Genomic DNA, 18,167 nt, shown 5'->3' on the forward strand with positions numbered 1-18,167 from the left:
CGCCGACCGGCCCGGCCGGTAGCGACCAGCCGCCCAAGTCCAGCTTCAAGCGTGTCCTCACCGGCAGCATGGCCGGCGCCGTACTCGAGTGGTACGACTTCGCGATCTACGGCATCCTCGCCGCGACCGTCCTCGGTCCGCTGTTCTTCCCGGGCGACGACGGCGTCGCGAAGCTGCTGCTGGCGCTCGCGACCCAGGGCCTCGGCTTCATCGCCCGCCCGTTGGGCGGCATCGTCTTCGGCCATCTCGGCGACAAGTTCGGCCGCAAGCCGATGCTCGTCACGACATTCATCATGCTGGGCGCAGCGACCGCCGCCATCGGCCTGCTGCCGACCTACGACCAGATCGGCATCTGGGCCACGGTCGCACTCGTCGTGCTGCGCATGATCCAGGGCTTCGCCCTCGGTGGCGAGTTCGGTGCCGCGGTGCTGCTGGTCAGTGAGTACGGCGAACCGAAGCGGCGTGGATTCTGGGCGTCCTGGCCGCAGGCCGGTGCGCCGATGGGCACGGTCCTGGCGACCGTCATCGTCTCCCTCCTCGGCGTCTTCCTCTCGGACGAGGCGTTCGACCAGTGGGGCTGGCGTGTGGCCTTCCTGTTCGCGATCCCGCTGCTGATCGTCGGTTTCTGGGTGCGTCGCGGTGTCGAGGAGTCCCCCGTCTTCAAGGCGGCGCAGGAGCAGGCCGCCAAGAACCCGCAGGCGGAGGAGCGTTCGAGCATCCTCGAGGCACTGCGTCGTCCGCGCGCCGTCCTGATCGGACTCGGCATGCGACTCGGCGAGAACATCGCGTTCTACGTCTATACCGTCTTCGTGATCGCCTACGCCACGACGTATTTCGACTTCCACCGCGGCGACATCATCTTGGCCGTGACGTTCGCGTCGCTGTTCCAGTTCGTCGGCATGATCACCGGCGGCGCGTGGTCCGATCACATCGGCCGCAAGAAGGCGATGCTCGTCCCCGCCGTCATCCTCGTGGTGTGGGCACCGGTGTTCTTCTGGCTGGTCCAGCTCGAGAGCCTGCCGATGCTGTGGCTCGGCGTGTGCGTCGGCGCCTTCTTCCACGGCATGCTCGCCGGCCCGGAGGCCGCGTGGATCACCGAGCTGTTCCCGACCCGCTACCGCTACGCCGGTTCGTCGCTGGTGTTCCAGGGATCGTCGATCATCGCCGGTGCACCGGCCCCGTTCATCGCCGTCTGGCTGATCGAGAACCACGGCGTCGGTATGGTTGTCGGCTACCTGGTGATCACAATGGCGATCACGGTGACCGCACTGCTGTTCAGCCGTGAGACCAAGGGCGTGGATCTAGACGACGTCGCATGAGAGTTGAAGGGTCCCTTCATGCGCTGTCAGCGTGTGAAGGGACCCTTCAGCCAGCCCTCCCCGACCAGCTAGGAGAACTTCGAATGGCAATCGCACACAAGATCGTCGGTCACGGTCCGATCAAGGTGATCGCGCTGCACGGCTGGTTCGGCACGTCCGAGGGCTGGGGCATGATGCCCGAGTTGATCGACACCGACGTCTACACCTATGCCCTGATCGACTACCGCGGCTACGGTGCCCGCACGGACGAGGCCGGCGACTTCACGCTCGCGGAGATCTCGGCGGACACCCTGACCCTCGCCGACGAGTTGGGCTGGGATCGCTTCGCCCTGATCGGGCACTCGATGGGTGGCGCCGCGGCGCTGCGCGTGCTCGCCGACGCCCCGGAGCGGATCACCGCGGTGATCGGCATCAGCCCGGTGCCGGCGTCCGGTGTCCCGTTCGACGCGGACAGCGAAGCGTTGTTCACCGGCGCCGAGAACGAGGACGGCAACCGCTACGCGATCCTCGACTTCACCACCGGCAACCGCCAGTCGGCGACGTGGCTGCGGCAGATGACGCAGTTCTCGGTGGACTTCACCACCCGTCCGGCGTTCGGTGCCTACCTGCGTTCGTGGGCGGGCGCCGACTTCGCGGCCGAGTTGCCGCAGACGTCGATCCCGATCAAGGCGATTGTCGGTGAGCACGATCCGGCCCTCGGTGCCGAGACGGTGAAGGCCACCTGGATGACGCAGCTGCCGCAGTGCGAGCTCGACGTCCTCGCCAACGCCGGGCACTACGCGATGTTCGAGGCTCCGGTCGCGATGATCACCAGCATCGAGAAGACACTCGCACCGTTGCAGTGACGAGCAGGCCCGCCCCTCATCGTCGACGGGGCGGGCCGGTCTCGGTGCAACCGATCAGACCCGGGTCGGGTCACCCGCCCCGTTGCCTGTGACGCCCACGGCTGCCGGACTCGTCTCACCGGGAGATCCGACAGACGACGCGCTCCTACTCTGCTGCCCAACGGAGTTGAGCATGCCGGTGACATTCACTCCGGAGGATTCGAGGGTCTCGATCACTCCCGCGATCGTCGACGGGCTGATCCCGAGGATCGAGCCGACACTGCCGGAGATTCCTTCCGCGCCACCGACGATCGAGATCCTGTCGATCTCGCCCACCGGCTTCGCTGCTGCGGCGGTCGCCTCGACCAGTGCCGCGAGGACATCGGGAAGCATCAACATCTGGGCGGCGGCCGGTGTGTAGGCGTTGAGAGCCTCGGCCACCTTCCGCTTGCCGTCGGCTTCGGCCTCGAGCCGGGCCCGGAGACCGTCCGCCTCGGCCTGCTGCTCGGCGCGCAGCGCCTCGGCCGCGACCGTGCGACCCTCCGCCTCAGCGGCCAGTCGAGCCTTGATGCCGTCAGCCTCCGCCTGCTGCTCGGTGCGGACGGCGTCGGCGGCAAGCTTGCGCGCGTCGGCGGCGGCAGCACCCGAACGTCGCGCCGATTCGGCGGCAGCTTCAGCGCGGAGGATCGCGGACTGCTTCTCGCCTTCGGCACGGGCGACGGACGCCTGACGCTCGGCCTCGGCGGGCGCGATGACGTCCGCCTGCAGTGCCGCCTTGGCCTGTTCGGCGCGTCGCTGATCGACCTCGATCCGGGCCTCCACCTGAGCGGCCTCGGCCTGCTGCTGCGCGATCCGGACCGCCTTCTCGGAGGTCGCTCGGGCCAGCGGACCGGCCTGGTCGGCCTCGGCATTCTCCGCCTCGGTGCGGGCCCGGAGCTTCGCCAGCTCGACGTCGCGGGCCTGGTTGGCGGTGGCGATCGCGGTGTCGGCCTCGGCCTGCGCGACGGCGCCTTCCTGCCGGGCCTTCGCGGACTGGATCTGGGCGTCACGGTCGGCGTTCGCGGTGCCGATGGCTGCGTCGCGCTTGACCTCGGCGATACGCCGTTGACCGAGGGACTCGAGGTAGCCGTTGTGATCGCTGATTCCGGCGATCTTGAGGACGTCCACTTCCATGCCGATGCGGGAGAGGTCGCCGCCGGCCTCGTCGACGACGCTGCGGGCGAGGGTCTCGCGGTTCGAGTTCAGATCCTCGACGGTCATCGTCGCGGTGATTCCGCGCAGCGACCCGGCGAGGATGTCGTTGATCTGCCGGCGGAGTTCGTCGAGGTCGGAGGTCAGGAAGCGCTGGACGGCGGTCTGCACAGCTTCGTCCGCCGAGCCGATGCGGACCAGGCCGACGGCCTCGACGTTCACCGGGACCCCGTCGTTCGAGAGGGCGTTCTGCAGATCGATCTTCACGTTGAACGGCTCGAGCGACATGATGTCGACGCGCTCGATGCCGGGGATCTTGAAGCGGGCACCGCCGCGGACGATCTTCGGGGTACCGCGACCGGTGAAGACCGCGACCTCGTTGGGGGGCACCTTGACGTAGTTGCGGACGTAGATCAACGGCAGTCCGACGAAGACCACCAGGGCAGCCAGGACGGCGCCCACGATTGCGATCATGGGGTTTCCTCAGTTCGTTTCGGGCAAAGCAGAATCCGATGCGCCGTCGGGGATTGTGACAACGTGGAGATTGTCGTCGTCGACGTCGCCGATGTAGACGGGGGTGTTCACGGGCAGCGGTGCGGGTTCGGCGGACACGGCACGCGCACGAACCCGGCTTCCTTCGGTGTCGGTGAAGGAGATCTCGCCCCACAGGCCGGGTTCGATGGCGATGGTGACCGTGCCGGTCAGGCCGATGTAGCTGTCGCGTCCGAGGTGGGAATTGGACTGCTGCCGCAGGAGGTAGGGAAGTAGGGCACCGCGGGTGAGACCGACCAGGATGATCCCGCACCCGGCGGCGGCGATCGCCGCGATGCCACCGGTTCCGCCCGACAGCATGACGGCGCTACCACCGAGACCGACGCCGAACAACGCGGTGGCGACGGTGGTCAGACTCAGGAACGGCAGACCCCCCGCGGCATCCCCTCCACCCGGCCCGTCGGATCCGCCCTCTCCGACGACGAGCGTCCCGACGAGGCCCACGAGACCCATTGCAAGACAGGCAAGAAAGAAGACTGTCACTAGCGCCCCTCCCCGGACAGTAGATTCGCCGTCGACCATAACGCAGGCGATGTCGAGGTCTGCGAAGGGCCACCTTCCACCGCCGCGGTGGGGTCGTGCACGCCGTCGACCCGCAGCAACCTGCGTCCGCGCGAATGTGAACACGGCAGCGCCGGCACCCCCACGGAGGGGGTGCCGGCGCTGCCGTCACTACTGACCTGGAAGTGTTGCGGTTCAGGGCTTTCCGGTGAAGACCGGGTCCTCGAACGAGCGACGGGATCGAACCCACGAAGGGGACAGGGCGTCGACGATCTCGTCGGTCACGGACTCGTCGAACACGACGATGCGGTCGGCGATGCGCCACTGCCCGTCGCGCCTCTCGAAGCGATCCACGTAGCGGCACTTGACGGTGGCCCGCGACTGCGGGCCGCCCGGAACCTGCGGCGCCTGCCGCAGGTAGCACAGGCAGTACGACTCGACGTGCGCTGTGTCGCCGTCCAGGTCGATCAACACGTTGGTCACGTAGTGCAGCGACGAGTCGATGGACGAGTGCCGGGACTTCATGTCCTCGATCAGACCGTCGACGGTGCCGAGGTATCCGCCGTGGTTGTCGATCGCGTCGGGGAAGTAGCAGTCGGCCACCCGGTCGAAGTCCTTGCGGTCCACCGCCCGTGCGTAGCGGTACAGGACCTCGGTGATCTCCTGCTTGTCGATGAGCGACACGCGCTCTCCTCTCGTGGCGAACGGATCCTGCCGGTGTTGCCACCGGCAGGATCCGACGGGGCCGGACTAGTCGACGCGGAGCTCGATGCCCTTGGTCTCCTTGACGAAGAAGATCGCACCTAGGGTGAGCAGCGCGCAGAACACGAAGTAGAACGCTGGCGCCAGATTGTTGCCGGTGATGTCGATCAGCCACGTCGCGATGAACGGGGCCGTGCCACCGAGCGCCATGTTGGTGATGTTGTTGCCCAGCGCGAGTCCGCTGTAGCGGACCGACGCCTTGAGCATCTCCACGTACGTCACGTAGGACGCGCCGTTGACCACCGAGACCGCGATGAAGAGCACCGACTGGCCGACGACCGCCTGCCAGATGCTGCCGCCCGCCATGAGCATGAACATCGGGACGCCCAGCACGACGGCCGCGATGGTGCCGGCGAACAGCACGGGCTTACGGCCGTAGCGGTCGGCCATGTAGCCCGCGATGGGCAACGTGATGACACCCAGGACCAATGCGAGCGACGTGGAGAGGAACGCGACGGTCGACGACTGTCCGCCCGCCTTCTGCAGGTAGGTGGCCGCGTACACGGAGGCGATGTAGTAGCCGCCGGTGATGAGCGCACCGAGGAAGATGATCTTCACGAGCGACGAGCCCGAGGTGGTCAGCAGTTCCTTGACGGGAACCTTCGCGGTCTCGCCCTTGTCCTCGAGTTCCTTGAACTGCGGGGTGTCCTCCATGTGGTTACGGATCCAGATACCGACCACGCCGATGAGGACCGACAGCAGGAACGGGATACGCCACGCCCACGACATGATCTGGTCATGTGTGAACACCGAGGTGAGCGCCAGCGCGGTCAGCGACGCGACGAGCGAGCCGATGTAGGTTCCCGAGTTGACCATGGAGGTCTGGAACGCGCGCCACTTGGCCGGAGCGGACTCCGACACGAACGCGTTGGCGCCGCCCAGCTCGCCACCGGCCGCGAAGCCCTGCAAGCAGCGGGCCAGCACCAGGATCGCCGTCGCCCACACGCCGAGCGTGACGTACGTGGGCATCATGCCCATCGCGGCCGTCGCGACGACCATCAGCAGGATCGTCCAGGACAGGGCGTTCTTGCGGCCGTACTTGTCGCCGATGTGGCCGAAGAAGATGCCACCGGGCACTCGCAGGAAGAACGCGACGGCGAAGGTCGCGAACGTGCCGAGCAGGGCGGCGGTGTCGTTCTCCGAGACGAAGAACAGCGACGCGATGATGGTCGCCATGTAGCCGTAGATGCCGAAGTCGTAGTACTCGACGACGGTGCCGACAATGGCCGCGCGCACCACCTTGACGGTGGACTGCGTCGGCTGGGCGTCTGTCTGCACGGGATCCGGTCCTCGGGCGGGCTCGGGGTTACGAACCGCGGGCTCCACAATATCGTTCGTTGGCATGGATGGTCCTTTGTAAGTGTCTGGTACGCAACACGCTCGGTGTCAGATTCCTGCTGTTGTCAGAGCCGTAGATGTCGTCGACTCGCCGCGTGCGGTGCGCGCGGCATTGATTCCGGCGATCCGGCCCATCGTGAGGGCGTTCGCCACGGCGTTGCCGCCGCCCACGTACCGGAGGCCGAGGATTCCGGCCCCGGCCTCGCCGGCCGCGAACAGTCCGTCGACCGGACGACCGGTCCGGTCCAGTACTGACGCATTGCTGTCGATCTCGACGCCCGCGTGGGTGCAGACGAGTTCGGCCGGCAGCAACCGGGCCGCGTAGAACGGGCCCTGGTCGATCGGGTCCGGGTTGGTGGTCGAACCCTTGTTGGAGAGGGTGCGATGACGCAGGAAGTCGTCGTCGGCACCGTTCGGGAGTTGATCGTTCCAGCGAGCGACGGCCACCTCGAGCGCATCGGCGGGCACGCCCATCGCCCCGGCGAGTTCCGCGACCGTGTCCGCTCGGAGAGTGCGCCCGGCATCGGCCTCTTCGAGAATCCGCTCCGAAGCCCAATCAGTATAGCCTGCAGGAAGATTCAGTCTAGCCCTGTCGTCGAACACGACCCAGGCGCCGCCCTGCTGCGCGTCGATGATCCCGGTCGACACCGCATACGAGGCGTCCTCGTCCATGAAGCGGCGGCCGTCGCCGTTGACGTAGATCCGCGACTTGGGCGGGAAACCCGACTGCCAGTGGTGGAACCGCTGGAAGTAGGCGGTGGGCAGCATCAGGCCCCAGCCCTCACCGGTGACGGCCGCGTCGACCTGCTCACCGAACACGAGGTGATCGCCCTGGCTGCCCTCGGCGGCCACGACGAAGAGGGAGTCTCCGCCACGGTTCGCGAACGGGTACAGCCGGTCGACCAGGTCCTTGTTCTGCGCGAAGCCGCCGCTGGCGATCACGACCGCCGACGCGCGGACCTCGATGTCGTCGGCGACGACACCGGTGACCCGGCCGTCCTCGACGAGCAGCGACTGCACGCGGGTGTTCATCACGACCTCGACGCCCTCGTCGCGGCGGGCCTTGTCGAGCGCCTGGACGAGGCCGTAGCCCTGGTCCTTGGGCACGTGACCGCGCCAGACGTCCTCGACACCGGCCTGGGCCAGACCGGGCATGTGCGCGTTGGCGGACTCGCGGGCGGGGATCTCCACACCCAGACCGATGAGCCACTCCAGCGTGGGACCGGCGTTCTCGCAGAAAGCGCGGATCAGGCCCGGCTTGAGCATCCAGTGGTTGAGGTCCATGTAGTGCTGGAAGAACTTCTCGGCGGTGTCCTCGATCCCGAGGCCCCGCTGGACGCTGGTCCCGGCGGCGGTGAACAGGCCCGCCGACAGTTGCGTCGAGCCGCCCAGTTCGGTCTGCGACTCGAACAGCAGCACCGATGCGCCCTGCTCGGCCGCGGACACCGCGGCCGCGAGGCCCGCTCCGCCGCCACCGATGACGACAACGTCCCAGTTGTCTTCACTCATGAGAGGACTCCTCCCGTTTCGGCGAGGATGCGGTGGTACAGCCCGTTGGACACCAGGCCGCCGTCGACCGTCACCTCGCTGCCGTTCATGTACGTGGACCGGTCCGACAGCAGGAACAGCACCGCGTTCGTGATCTCGTCGACGGTGCCCATGCGGGCGGCCGGGATGCTTTCCAGCGAGGCCTTGACGAAGGCGTCCGCTCCCCCGACGAGAGCGGTGCCCACCAGCCCGGGATGCACGGAGTTCACCCGGATGCCCCACTGCGCGAACTGTCCGGCCGCCGACTTCGACAGCCCGGTCAGCCCCCACTTGCTCGACGCGTACGCCGGCGAGAAGTAGCCGACCTGGCCGGAGATCGATGAGATGTTCACGATCGATCCGCCGCCGCTCTCCCGCATCAGCGGTGCGGCGGCCTTCATCCCGTAGAACGGGCCGAACAGGTTGATCCGCATGGTCAGCTCCCAGACGTCGTCCGGGGTGTCCATGAACTCGCGCCGACGACTGATGCCGGCGTTGTTGACCAGACCGCCGAGTTCGCCCTTGGTGGAATGGATCTCGTCGATCACCCGCGTCCATGCGTCCGAGTCGGCGACGTCGAGCTGGTGCGCCGACGCGCTGCCGCCCGCGGCTTCGATCTCGGCCATGACCGCCGAGGTGTCCGCGACGTCGGCGACGCACACGTGCACGCCCTGCGCGGCGAGGGCCTTCGCATGGTTGGCGCCCATGCCGCCGGCGGCGCCGGTGACGAGGACGACGTTCGGGAAAGTCTCAGGAGTGGAGCCTGCGGAACGACCCATCGACTCAGACATGGCGCGAACCACCGTCGACGGCGATGGAGTGGCCGGTGACGTAGCGGGCGCTGTCCGAGAGCAGGAAAAGCAGCGGCCCGAAGACCTCCTCGGGTGAGCCGAGACGGTGCAGCGGCACCACGTTCAGCGCGTGTTCGAGCGCGGCGGGATCCTCGCGGACCCAGCGGGTCATCTCGGTGTCGATGTAGCCGGGGGCGATCGCGTTGACGCGAATACCCTTGTCGCCCAGCTCGACCGCGAGCGACTCGGTGAGGTGCGCGACGGCCGCCTTGGAGGTGCAGTACGCGCCGCGGCCGCGGCGGACGCGCAGCGCCGACACCGACGACATGTTCACGATCGCGCCGCCCGGCGTCATGTGCCGGGACGCGGCCTGCGCGCCGAACAGCACACCCTCGACGTTGACGTCGAGGACAGCGGCGATCTGCTCGGGAGAGATCTCGTCGACCAGTGCGAACGGGAAGATGCCGGCGTTGTTGATCCAGAAGTCGATGCGGCCGAACTCCTTCAGCGCGGTCTGCGCGAGGGTCTCGTGCTCGTCGGCCTTGGTGACGTCGATGCGGGCGCCGACGACGCGTCCGGGCGTCTCGGCGAGCGAGGCCGCGGCGAGCGCGGCGTTGATCTCGTCCGCAGTGGCCGTCATCTGCTCCGCGTCGATGTCGGCGCCGACGACGTGGACGCCGCGGGTGGCGAGACCGGCCGCGAAGGCCGCGCCCATACCGCGGGCTGCGCCGGTGACGACGGCGACCTTGCCGGCCATCTCCGGGTACAGCGCGGTCATCAGGGACGCGTCGGTGCGGCCGGGGTTCTCGGTGTCAGCGGTTTCGGTCATGATCGGGCGTTCCTCCAAAAACAATGTTCTGCAAAAGATTCGGGCTACTCGTCTGGCGAGCCCCGAGGTGTCAGGACTGCGGGGTCTGATCGTCCCGGCGGACGACGCGGCGCGCGATGAGCCACTGGCCGCCCTCTCGCACCACCCGGTCGGCGACGGTGGTGAACCGCACGAGGCGCGACTCCCCGCCGATCCGGGTCGCGACGATCTGCAGGTAGGCGTGGACCTCGAGCTCGTCGTCGCCGACGCGGTCGACGGCGATGTTGGTGATCACGTGCCGGTGCGCCTCGCCGGCGACGGACGCGTTCGAGAAGAACGCGGCGGCGAACGCGGTCAGCGCGGGCGCGCCCACGACCGGGGCCGGGTAGCTGGGCGAGTGGAACTCACCCTCGGCCGTGAAGGTGGCCGCCCACTCGGCCGCGCGCCCCTCGTCGATGAAGTGGCTCTGCCGGCCGTACAGCTGGTGGATCTCCACGATCGCCACTGCGCCGACATCGGCGCCGCTCTCGATACCTGTCATGACGAACTCCTCGGTCACTCTCCGGTGCACCCCGATTGGGATTGCACCGCCCCGCCCATGTGTGCGATAATCGAACGCATAGTGCGATTAAGAAGAAGAGTAGGTGTCTCACCTCACATGCGTCAAGGGAGGGATCCATGGCATCGGTCGGTTCCGATGAACAAATGAACGAAAGTCCTGGAAGAACGGGCGCCGTCCAGCTCGATTCGCGGATGTCGAAGACGCTGCACAACGGCCTCGAGATTCTCGAGCTGCTGACGCAGCACAAGTACGGGCTGACGGTCACCGAGATCGGCGAGGGGATCGGCGTGCACCGCACGGTCGCGGATCGCCTGGTGCGCACCCTCGAGGCACACCGGCTGTGCCGGCGCACCGAGAACAAGCGCATCCTGCTGGGCGCGGGGCTGGTCACGCTCGCGGGTTCGGTGGAGCAGGATCTGCGCGAACTCGCGCGCCCGATCCTCGAGGAACTGGCGGATACGGTCGAGGCGACTGTGCACCTCGCGGTCCGGGAGGGCGAGGACTCGGTCCGCGCGCTCATGGTCATCGAACCGCGGAACTCGCGCGCGCACGTCGGTTTCGACGCCGGTCAGGTCGACCCGATCAACCGCGGGTCCGCGGGACTGGCGATGCTCGCGGCGCTGCCGCCGCGGGAGGGCGAACGCCCCGAGGTCACCCGCGCCCGCGAGCGCGGGTTCGCGGTGACCTCAGGGGAAGTGACCCACTCGGTCACGGGTATCTCGGCGACGCTCCCGAACCGTCGGCCCGCCGACCTCGTGAGCATCGGTGTCTCGGTGTTCGACTCGTCGGAGGAGCAGAAGCTGGGCGAGGCCGTCATGGCCGCGGCCCGGCGGCTGGGCGCGCTGCTGCTGCGCTGACGCGCGAACTGCTCGGCTTCGCTTCGTGGTCGAGCAGTTCCGCCCTCGAAGTCAACCGCCCGGGCTCACTCCCGGTTCAAGGTCGCTTCCTCGAGATCGAGTTCACGCAGCACCTGCCGCAGCACCTCGTCGTCGATGCGCCCGTTGTCACGCTCGGCGATGAAGACGCTCCGCTCGGTCGCGAGCATCTGCAGGCGCAGTGCGCGGAATGCGGCGGACGGGCTCTCCCCCAACTCGGCTTCGCTGCGGCCGAGCCGTTCCCAGGCCGCGTGGGCGCGGTGCTCGCTCCAGGTGCGCAGGATCTCCGCGGCCCGTTCCCGGACCGCCGCGGAATCCTCGCCGGCGTTCGCGACCAGGCTGTCGAGCACCTCCGTGGCGGCCCGCGCGGCCTTGTCCTGGGCCGCAGCGAGCGCGACGGAGTCCGCACGGTGTTCGTCCTCGTTGTCGACCCCGAACCGGGTGATCAGCCACGGCAGGGTCAACCCGTGCAGGAGGAGGGTGCCGACCACGACGACGAAGGTGACGAACAGGATCATGTCGCGCTCAGGGAAGGGCGCGCCCGAATTGACCGTCAACGGGATCGCGAAGGCGGCGGCCAGCGAGACGACACCGCGCATGCCCGACCATGCCACGACGAACACCCCACGGAGGCGCGGAGCCGGCTCCCGCTGACGGATCCGGGCGGACAGCAGACGCGGGAGGTAGGTCGCGGGGAAGACCCAGACCAGCCGGACGGCGATCACCGCGGCGAGCACGGCGACGGAGGCGCCGACCACCGCGGCCACGCTGCGGCCGTGAAGCCCCTGCACGACGCTCGGCAACTGCAGCCCGATCAGCAGGAACACGAACGATTCGAGGACCACGTCGACGGCCTTCCAGACGGCGGTGTCCTGCAGTCGGGTCGCGTAGCCTGCACGGGTCGAGCGTTGACCGAGGAACAGCCCGGCGACTACGACCGCGATCACCCCGGAACTGTGCACCTCCTCGGCCGCCAGGTAGGCGACGAAGGGCACGAGAAGTCCGATCCCGCTCTCCATCACCGGGTCCGACAGCCGCGAACGGATCGCGTCGACGACGATCCCCACTCCGAGTCCGATCAGCGTGCCGACGATCGCGGCACCCAGGAAGGTCCGCACCCCCTCCATCAGCGTCACTCCGGTGCCGACCGCCGCGGCGAGGGCCACCCGGTACGCCGTGAGGGCGGTCGCGTCGTTGAGCAGGCTCTCACCTCCCAACAAGGTCATGATTCGCCGGGGCAGGCCGAGACGGCGTCCGATCGCACTGGCGGACACCGCATCCGGCGGCGCCACGACCGCCCCCAACACCAACGCCGCGGCCAGCGGAAACTGCGGAATCGTAAAGTAGGCGACCGCCCCGACGACCGCCGTGGTGGCCAGTGGCAGGCCGATCGCGAGCAGAGCGATGGGCCGCGCGTTGCGGCGCATCGCGAGCGAGGAGCTGTCGAGTGCCGCCGAGTAGAGCAGCGGCGGCAGCACCGCGTACAGCACCAGATCGGGGTCGAGTGCGGTGTCGGGAAGGCGAGGAATCTGCGATCCGACGAGCCCGACCATGACCAACAGCAACGGCGCCGGCCAGTTCAGACGCCGCGCGAGGGCGGCGGCGAGCAGCGCCGCCACCGCGACGACGAGCAGTGCCACGTTCACGACGGTTCTCCGTCCGACGGCTCGGTCCACGGAAATCGACCTGTGGAAATCGCTCTCTGAAGCATGCAGGATGGGAGGTGATGAAGAGAGCGCTCCGGCGTGCAGCCGATGCCATCCGACTCGGATCCCAGGATCCGGCGTCAGCGGGGCCCTGCATCGAATTGGCGGCCGCCTCCGGGCCGGACCCGGAACCACGCACGCCCGGCCGCTGCGAGGAATGCGCGGCGCTCGACGAACAGAACTGGGCGCACCTGAGGATGTGCCTCACCTGCGGGCACGTCGGATGCTGCGATTCGAGTCCACACCGGCACGCGACCGGGCATTTCGAGCAGACGGGGCACCCCGTCATGCGGTCGCACGAGCCCGGTGAGACCTGGCGATGGTGCTACCGCCACGTCGAGATGGGCTGACTCCGAATCCCGGTCGCCGGTCTCCGGCCACCACGTGTCAAGGAAGGCGTCATGACCACGATTCATCTCCATCAGACGACCACCGCGACCCCCGAGCAGTTCGTTGCCGGTCTCACCGACTTCGGGCCGGGACGCGGGGAACTGTTCGGCAACAGTTCGGACCGCTACCTCCAGGTTCACCACGAAGGCCCGCACGATGCCGACGTCACCGAAGGCTCGAGCGGAATCTGGGAACGCCTGCACTACGACTGGACCGACCCCCACCACGTCGTCATGACGACCACCGACTCCAACCTGTGGGGTGGCGCCTCGGGCCACACCTACACGCTCACGGAGAACTCCGCGGGCGGGACCGACGTGGACGCGGTCGTGGTCCGCGACGGCAAGAACCTCAAGGGACGGATGCTCGCGGCAATGCTCGGACTCGTCGGAACCCGTGTCCTGGGAAAGCAGTTCGAGAAGTCCGTCGAGGCCATCGAGGCTCGCGGCGACGCCGCCGACGGCGGGAGGGGCGGACAGAGTCCGGAGGAGTGAGTAGCCACCGTCGGCACGACGGTCCTCGAAGACGAATCCAGCGCCGCCCGCTACTGCCGGACGGCGCTGGATTCGAACACGTACTCAGGCGCCGACAGCGGCACCCGTGTTCTCGTCCGCGGGCACGGTGAGCGACTGGTCGGTGGCGGCCGCGATGGCCTCCTCGAATTCGCGCTGCCCCACCTGCGATCCGAGCACGAGCGCGAGTCGGGTCAGGAAGCCCTCGCGGTCGGTCTCGGCGGCCTGGTCGAGGGCGTCGGACAGGCCCATCCACACGTTCTCGCGACGCAGCTCGGCCGGGTCGATGACCGGCCCGCTGTCGACGGCGGCGCTGGCACCGGTGGGCGCATCGCCCAGCGACAGGTGGCGCACGACGTCGTCGATGCGTCCGACGCCGTCGATGCGGCACAGCAGCACACCGTCGGGGCGGATCACGAACACCTCGCCGTCGCGGGCACCGAGTGCGGCCGCGACACCACCGTCGGCGTCGGGCACGACGGCGACGGACGCATCGGACGTGTCACTGCCGATCAGGACCGCGCGGACCGACTCCGGCGCGAGTGCACCGGCGAGGGTGGCGGTCGCGGCGGCCAGTGCCGCGGCGTCGACGTTCACACCGAGCACGGCGAAACCGTTGCCGCGCAACACGTTGAGTGACGTCTCGGTGCCGTCGGCGATCACCACACGCCGGTCGTCGACCGGGTCGCCCGCGGCGACACCCGCGGCATCGACCGGGGTGGGCCAGGTCAGCGGCGAGATCCGTGCGTTGGTGGCGCTGGACTGACGCGGGTTGATCAGGTGGCCGAACTCGGGACGGTCGACGGCCAGCGCGAGGATCGCGTCGCGCGTCGTCTGGTAGCCGTGGCTGCCGGGCGACATGATGAGCGTGCTCTTGCCGGCGTTCGCGACGTTCTGCCGCCATGCGTCGTGCCGCTCCACCGAATATGCCTGCAGCAGTTCCGAACTGGCGTTGCCGTGAATCACGGCCGCGAGCTGCCAGGCGAGGGTCTCGGCGTCCTCCATGCCCGAGTTGAGGCCGCGGACACCGAAGATCGGCACCAGGTGCGCCGCATCGCCCGCGAACAGGAGGCGGTCGTGCGTGAAGTCGGGCAGCGCCAACGCGCGGGCACTGTAGAAGCCGTGCCACTCGAGCGTCCACGGCAGATCGTTCTGCAGCCACTCCAGGTGCTTGGTGATGCGATCCCGGATGCGGTCTTCCTGGGTCTCGATCTCGGCATCCTCGGACGGATCGAGCTGGTAGTCGATGCGCCAGATGTCCTTGGGCTGCTTGTGCATGATGATCGTCGAGCCGGGGTTGCTCGGCGGATCGAACCAGACCATGCGCTCGGCTGGCAGTTCCGACTCCCAGTGGATGTCGGCGATGACGTAGCGGCCGTCGTAGTTGTTGCCCTGCAGACGCAGTCCGGCGAGCTCACGCATGCGGCTGCGGCCACCGTCGGCGGCCACGACCCAGCGGGCGCGCAGGTGACGCTTGCCGTCGGCGGTGTCGACCTCGACGGTGACCTCGTCGTCGGCGCGCAGCACGCCCGCGATGCTCGCGGACCAGTACAGCGTGATGAGCGGGTTCGCCTCGATCGTGTCGACCATGATCTGCTCGAACTCCGACTGGGAGACGTTGATCATGGGCGGGCGGACGTCGTGGTCGGCGTTGCGCATCTGGAAGTGCAGCACCTGCTGGTCGCGGTAGAAGCTGCGGCCGCCGACCCACGGGAGCACGATCTTCTCGAGTTCGGCGCCGAAGCCGAGGCGCGCGGCGGCCTCGAGGCTGTGGCGGGAGATGCAGATCGCGCGGCTGCCGAACGACACCTGGTCGGCGGCCTCGATGATCGTGACGGGGATGCCGCGCTGCGCGAGGCCGAGCGCGACGGCCATGCCGACGGGGCCGGCGCCGACGATGACGACGGGCAGCGTCTCGTCGGTGGCCGTCATCGACTCGAACGCCGAGGGGGCGTACTTCTTGGGCTGGTAGTAGGTCGACACTGATCTACACCGCTTCCTGCTCGATCGGACGGGAGGGCTGGGTACCGGGCACCTTCAGCAGCAGGATGCTGGCGAGGCTGATCAGCGCGATCAGCACGAAGTAGCCGGTGATCGCGAGCGACGTCTCGAAGCTCGCGTACAGCGCGGTGGCGATGATGGGCGCGAGGCCGCCGCCGAGGATGGCACCGATCTGGTAGCCGAGCGAGGCACCCGAGTAGCGGATCGCCGGCGGGAAGAGCTCCGCGAACAGCGCGGACTGCGGGCCGGCGCAGCAGCCGAGGACGAAGCCCATCGCGATCATCGCGACGACCATCACCGGCAGGACGGCGGTGTCCATCAGCGGGAAGAAGACGGCGGCGACGATCACCAACGCGATGGAACTGCGGACGTAGACCGTCCGACGGCCCAGAGTGTCGGACTTCCATGCGCTGAACGCCATGCCGGCCATCCAGAACGGGCACGAGCTGATCAGCAGGAACAGCATCGTGGTCTTGCTGAAGCCGAGCTCGGTCTCGCCGTACTTGAGGACGTAGACCATGTACGCGTACGCGATGCCGTTGGTGGCGATGAAGGTGCCGCCGGCCAGCAGGACCGTCTTCCAGTGCTTGGTGAGGACCTCGACGATCGGCAGCTTCTCGGGCTGCTCAGCATCCTTGGCGTCCTTGGACTCCTGGAACTCGCTGCTCTCCTCGAGGCCGAGCCGGATCCACATGGCGACCAGGACGAGGACGGCGCTGAGCAGGAACGGGATCCGCCAGCCCCACGACTTGAACGCCTCGTCGCTCATGAACGCGGTCAACGGCAGGTAGACCAGGTTCGCGACGAGGACACCGGCCGGGACACCGATCTGGGGTGCGGCGCCGTACAGGCCCTTGCGGCCCTCGGGGGCGTTCTCGGTGGCGACCAGGACCGCACCGCCCCATTCGCCGCCCACGCCGAGACCCTGGATGAAGCGCAGCGTCACCAGCAGGATCGGGGCGAAGACGCCGATCGCGTCGTAGTTGGGGAGGACACCGATGCCGACGGTCGCGAAGCCCATGAGCAGCAGCGAGATGACGAGCATCGACTTGCGTCCCACGCGGTCACCGAAGTGGCCCATGACGACGCCACCGATGGGGCGCGCGATGAAGCCGACGGCGAGGGTCGCGAACGAGGCCAACGTGCCGGCCAGATCCGACGAGTTCGGGAAGAACTGATGGCCGAGCACCAGCGCGGCAGCCGTGCCGTAGATGAAGAAGTCGTACCACTCGATCGCGGTGCCGACGAAGCTGCCCAGCGCGGCCTTGCGGGCCTTGCGTTGCAACTCCTGCGGCGGGGCCGCAGCCATGGTTGCCGTCATGGGTTCGGTGCCTTTCAACTCTGGATGTGCACACAGGGCGAAGACACCTGCACACGTGCCGACGAAGCGGCCTGCAGGACATCTTGACCTGGATCACATCTCGTGAAAAGCGCAAGAAATCGTGGTGAATACCCACAAAACCTGTGGTTACGGGGGAAGGCCGGTCAAACGTTCGAAAAGTGGGAGCATCGCGGCCCTCGTACTGCATCCTGCACCGCCGGGACCGGTTTCGGGGTGTGATCGTGGCGACACCCGGCTCAGAACGGGCTGGCGTCCCCGTCGGCGGCGAACTCGACGAAGGCGCGGGCCGCCCGACTGAGCAGCGCATCCTGCGACCACACCAGCAGGATGTCGACCTCGGGCACCGGCGGCTCCACCTCGGGCCGGACAACGACGCCGAGCCCCTCGTAGGTGACGTCGAGGTGGGGTCGCTGGATCAGCAGCGTCCAGCCGAAGCCCCGGCCCACGAGCGCGCGGGCAGTCTCGAAGTTCTTCGGCCGGAACCGCACGCGCGGGGTGAACCCGGCATGGCTGCACATCTGCAGCGCGTGGAACGAACTGGGCGGGGCGTCGAGCAGCACCATCGGCTCGTCGGCGAGCTCGGCGAGCTCCACGACCGGCGCATCGGCAAGACGGTGGTCGGCGGGCAGCAGGATCGCCGGCTGCCGGGTGTCCATCCGAGTCGAGCGCAGGGCGGGCGACAGATCCAGGTCGTAGACGATCGCCAGGTCCAGCTCCCCGGACGCCAACCGCTGCTCGAGCCGGTCCTGGGTGTCCTCGACGAAGTCGACGGTAACCCCCGGATGGAGCTGGTTGAACTCGTACAGCAGCCGCGGCAGCAGCGTCGGCCCCAGGGACGAGTAGCAGCCGATCGCGAGCGGACCGGTGAGCGCACCCTCCGCGCCCGACGCCTCCGCAGCCAGGTCGCCGGCCTGCTCGAGCAGCGCCTTCGCGCGCATCAGGACCCGTTCGCCGGTGGGCGTCAGCTGCACGCCGTGTGCGCGTCGCCGCACGCACAGCTGCGACTTGAGCGCCCGTTCCAGTTCGGTGATCGAGAGCGAGACCGCGGACTGCGACACGTGCAGCCGGTCGGCGGCGGCCCGGATGGTGCCGGTCTCGGCGACGGCCACGAAGACGAACAATTGGCGCATCGTGTACGCCGGCGGCCTCGCCGAGCTGACCATGGT

17 protein-coding genes are annotated in these 18,167 nt (G+C 68.3%); 5 read left to right on the forward strand and 12 right to left on the reverse strand.

Annotation, left to right across the window (positions count from 1 at the left end):
- Both IJ15_RS0106655 and IJ15_RS0106660 read left to right on the forward strand, forming a co-directional pair.
- On the forward strand, nucleotides 1-1,319 hold a 1,319-nt coding region (locus tag IJ15_RS0106655), incomplete at its 5' end, for an MFS transporter (protein ID WP_031937562.1).
- Between the two features lie 83 nt (nucleotides 1,320-1,402).
- The gene (locus IJ15_RS0106660; protein WP_031937563.1) at nucleotides 1,403-2,164 is read left to right on the forward strand and encodes an alpha/beta fold hydrolase; all 762 of its coding nucleotides are present in this window, start codon (nucleotides 1,403-1,405) and stop codon (nucleotides 2,162-2,164) included.
- 54 nt (nucleotides 2,165-2,218) lie between these two features.
- On the opposite strand, the gene IJ15_RS0106665 is transcribed toward IJ15_RS0106660, so the two are convergent.
- The 8 genes from IJ15_RS0106665 to IJ15_RS0106700 form a co-directional block, all read right to left on the reverse strand.
- Entirely contained in the window at nucleotides 2,219-3,808 is a 1,590-nt protein-coding gene (locus IJ15_RS0106665; protein WP_081880619.1) for a flotillin family protein, read from the reverse strand.
- Between the two features lie 9 nt (nucleotides 3,809-3,817).
- Entirely contained in the window at nucleotides 3,818-4,339 is a 522-nt protein-coding gene (locus IJ15_RS0106670; protein ID WP_197059767.1) for an NfeD family protein, read from the reverse strand.
- 243 nt (nucleotides 4,340-4,582) lie between these two features.
- Nucleotides 4,583-5,071: a nuclear transport factor 2 family protein gene (locus tag IJ15_RS0106675; protein ID WP_031937566.1), complete on the reverse strand. Its 489-nt coding sequence runs from the start codon at nucleotides 5,069-5,071 to the stop codon at nucleotides 4,583-4,585.
- A gap of 66 nt (nucleotides 5,072-5,137) precedes the next feature.
- A complete protein-coding gene (locus IJ15_RS0106680; protein ID WP_031937567.1) occupies nucleotides 5,138-6,427 on the reverse strand; it encodes an MFS transporter in 1,290 nt (429 codons plus the stop codon).
- 108 nt (nucleotides 6,428-6,535) lie between these two features.
- Nucleotides 6,536-7,996, reverse strand: coding sequence for an FAD-dependent oxidoreductase (locus IJ15_RS0106685; protein WP_031937568.1), 1,461 nt, complete (start codon nucleotides 7,994-7,996; stop codon nucleotides 6,536-6,538).
- A complete protein-coding gene (locus IJ15_RS0106690) occupies nucleotides 7,993-8,805 on the reverse strand; it encodes an SDR family NAD(P)-dependent oxidoreductase (RefSeq protein ID WP_031937569.1) in 813 nt (270 codons plus the stop codon). Before IJ15_RS0106690 ends, IJ15_RS0106685 begins: the two co-directional genes overlap by 4 nt.
- On the reverse strand, nucleotides 8,798-9,634 hold the full coding sequence (locus tag IJ15_RS0106695; protein ID WP_031937570.1) for an SDR family NAD(P)-dependent oxidoreductase: 837 nt from the start codon (nucleotides 9,632-9,634) through the stop codon (nucleotides 8,798-8,800). The genes IJ15_RS0106690 and IJ15_RS0106695 overlap by 8 nt, the downstream gene beginning before the upstream one ends.
- 70 nt (nucleotides 9,635-9,704) lie before the next feature.
- A complete protein-coding gene (locus tag IJ15_RS0106700; protein WP_031937571.1) occupies nucleotides 9,705-10,154 on the reverse strand; it encodes a nuclear transport factor 2 family protein in 450 nt (149 codons plus the stop codon).
- A 164-nt stretch (nucleotides 10,155-10,318) separates the two neighbouring features.
- On the opposite strand from IJ15_RS0106700, the gene IJ15_RS0106705 reads away from it, so the two are divergent.
- Complete coding sequence (locus IJ15_RS0106705; protein ID WP_231569443.1) at nucleotides 10,319-11,032, forward strand: IclR family transcriptional regulator; 714 nt, start codon at nucleotides 10,319-10,321, stop codon at nucleotides 11,030-11,032.
- A gap of 65 nt (nucleotides 11,033-11,097) precedes the next feature.
- Here IJ15_RS0106705 and IJ15_RS0106710 read toward each other — a convergent pair whose 3' ends face one another.
- Nucleotides 11,098-12,696: a Na+/H+ antiporter gene (locus tag IJ15_RS0106710; RefSeq protein WP_031937573.1), complete on the reverse strand. Its 1,599-nt coding sequence runs from the start codon at nucleotides 12,694-12,696 to the stop codon at nucleotides 11,098-11,100.
- Nucleotides 12,697-12,776: 80 nt separating this feature from the next.
- Between IJ15_RS0106710 and IJ15_RS0106715 the strand changes: the two genes are divergently transcribed.
- Entirely contained in the window at nucleotides 12,777-13,106 is a 330-nt protein-coding gene (locus IJ15_RS0106715; protein WP_031937574.1) for a UBP-type zinc finger domain-containing protein, read from the forward strand.
- A gap of 51 nt (nucleotides 13,107-13,157) precedes the next feature.
- Complete coding sequence (locus tag IJ15_RS0106720) at nucleotides 13,158-13,640, forward strand: hypothetical protein (protein ID WP_031937575.1); 483 nt, start codon at nucleotides 13,158-13,160, stop codon at nucleotides 13,638-13,640.
- Between the two features lie 84 nt (nucleotides 13,641-13,724).
- On the opposite strand, the gene IJ15_RS0106725 is transcribed toward IJ15_RS0106720, so the two are convergent.
- From IJ15_RS0106725 to IJ15_RS0106735, 3 genes are all read right to left on the reverse strand, one after another.
- Nucleotides 13,725-15,641 (reverse strand): FAD-dependent monooxygenase, encoded by a 1,917-nt coding sequence (locus tag IJ15_RS0106725; RefSeq protein WP_031937576.1) that lies wholly within the window; start codon nucleotides 15,639-15,641, stop codon nucleotides 13,725-13,727.
- 4 nt (nucleotides 15,642-15,645) lie between these two features.
- Nucleotides 15,646-16,980, reverse strand: coding sequence for an MFS transporter (locus tag IJ15_RS0106730; protein WP_031937577.1), 1,335 nt, complete (start codon nucleotides 16,978-16,980; stop codon nucleotides 15,646-15,648).
- Nucleotides 16,981-17,237: 257 nt separating this feature from the next.
- On the reverse strand, nucleotides 17,238-18,164 hold the full coding sequence (locus IJ15_RS0106735; RefSeq protein WP_031937578.1) for a LysR substrate-binding domain-containing protein: 927 nt from the start codon (nucleotides 18,162-18,164) through the stop codon (nucleotides 17,238-17,240).
- Nucleotides 18,165-18,167 lie beyond the last annotated feature (3 nt).

The sequence above is a fragment of the Prescottella defluvii genome (assembly GCF_000738775.1).
Classification (GTDB): domain Bacteria; phylum Actinomycetota; class Actinomycetes; order Mycobacteriales; family Mycobacteriaceae; genus Prescottella; species Prescottella defluvii.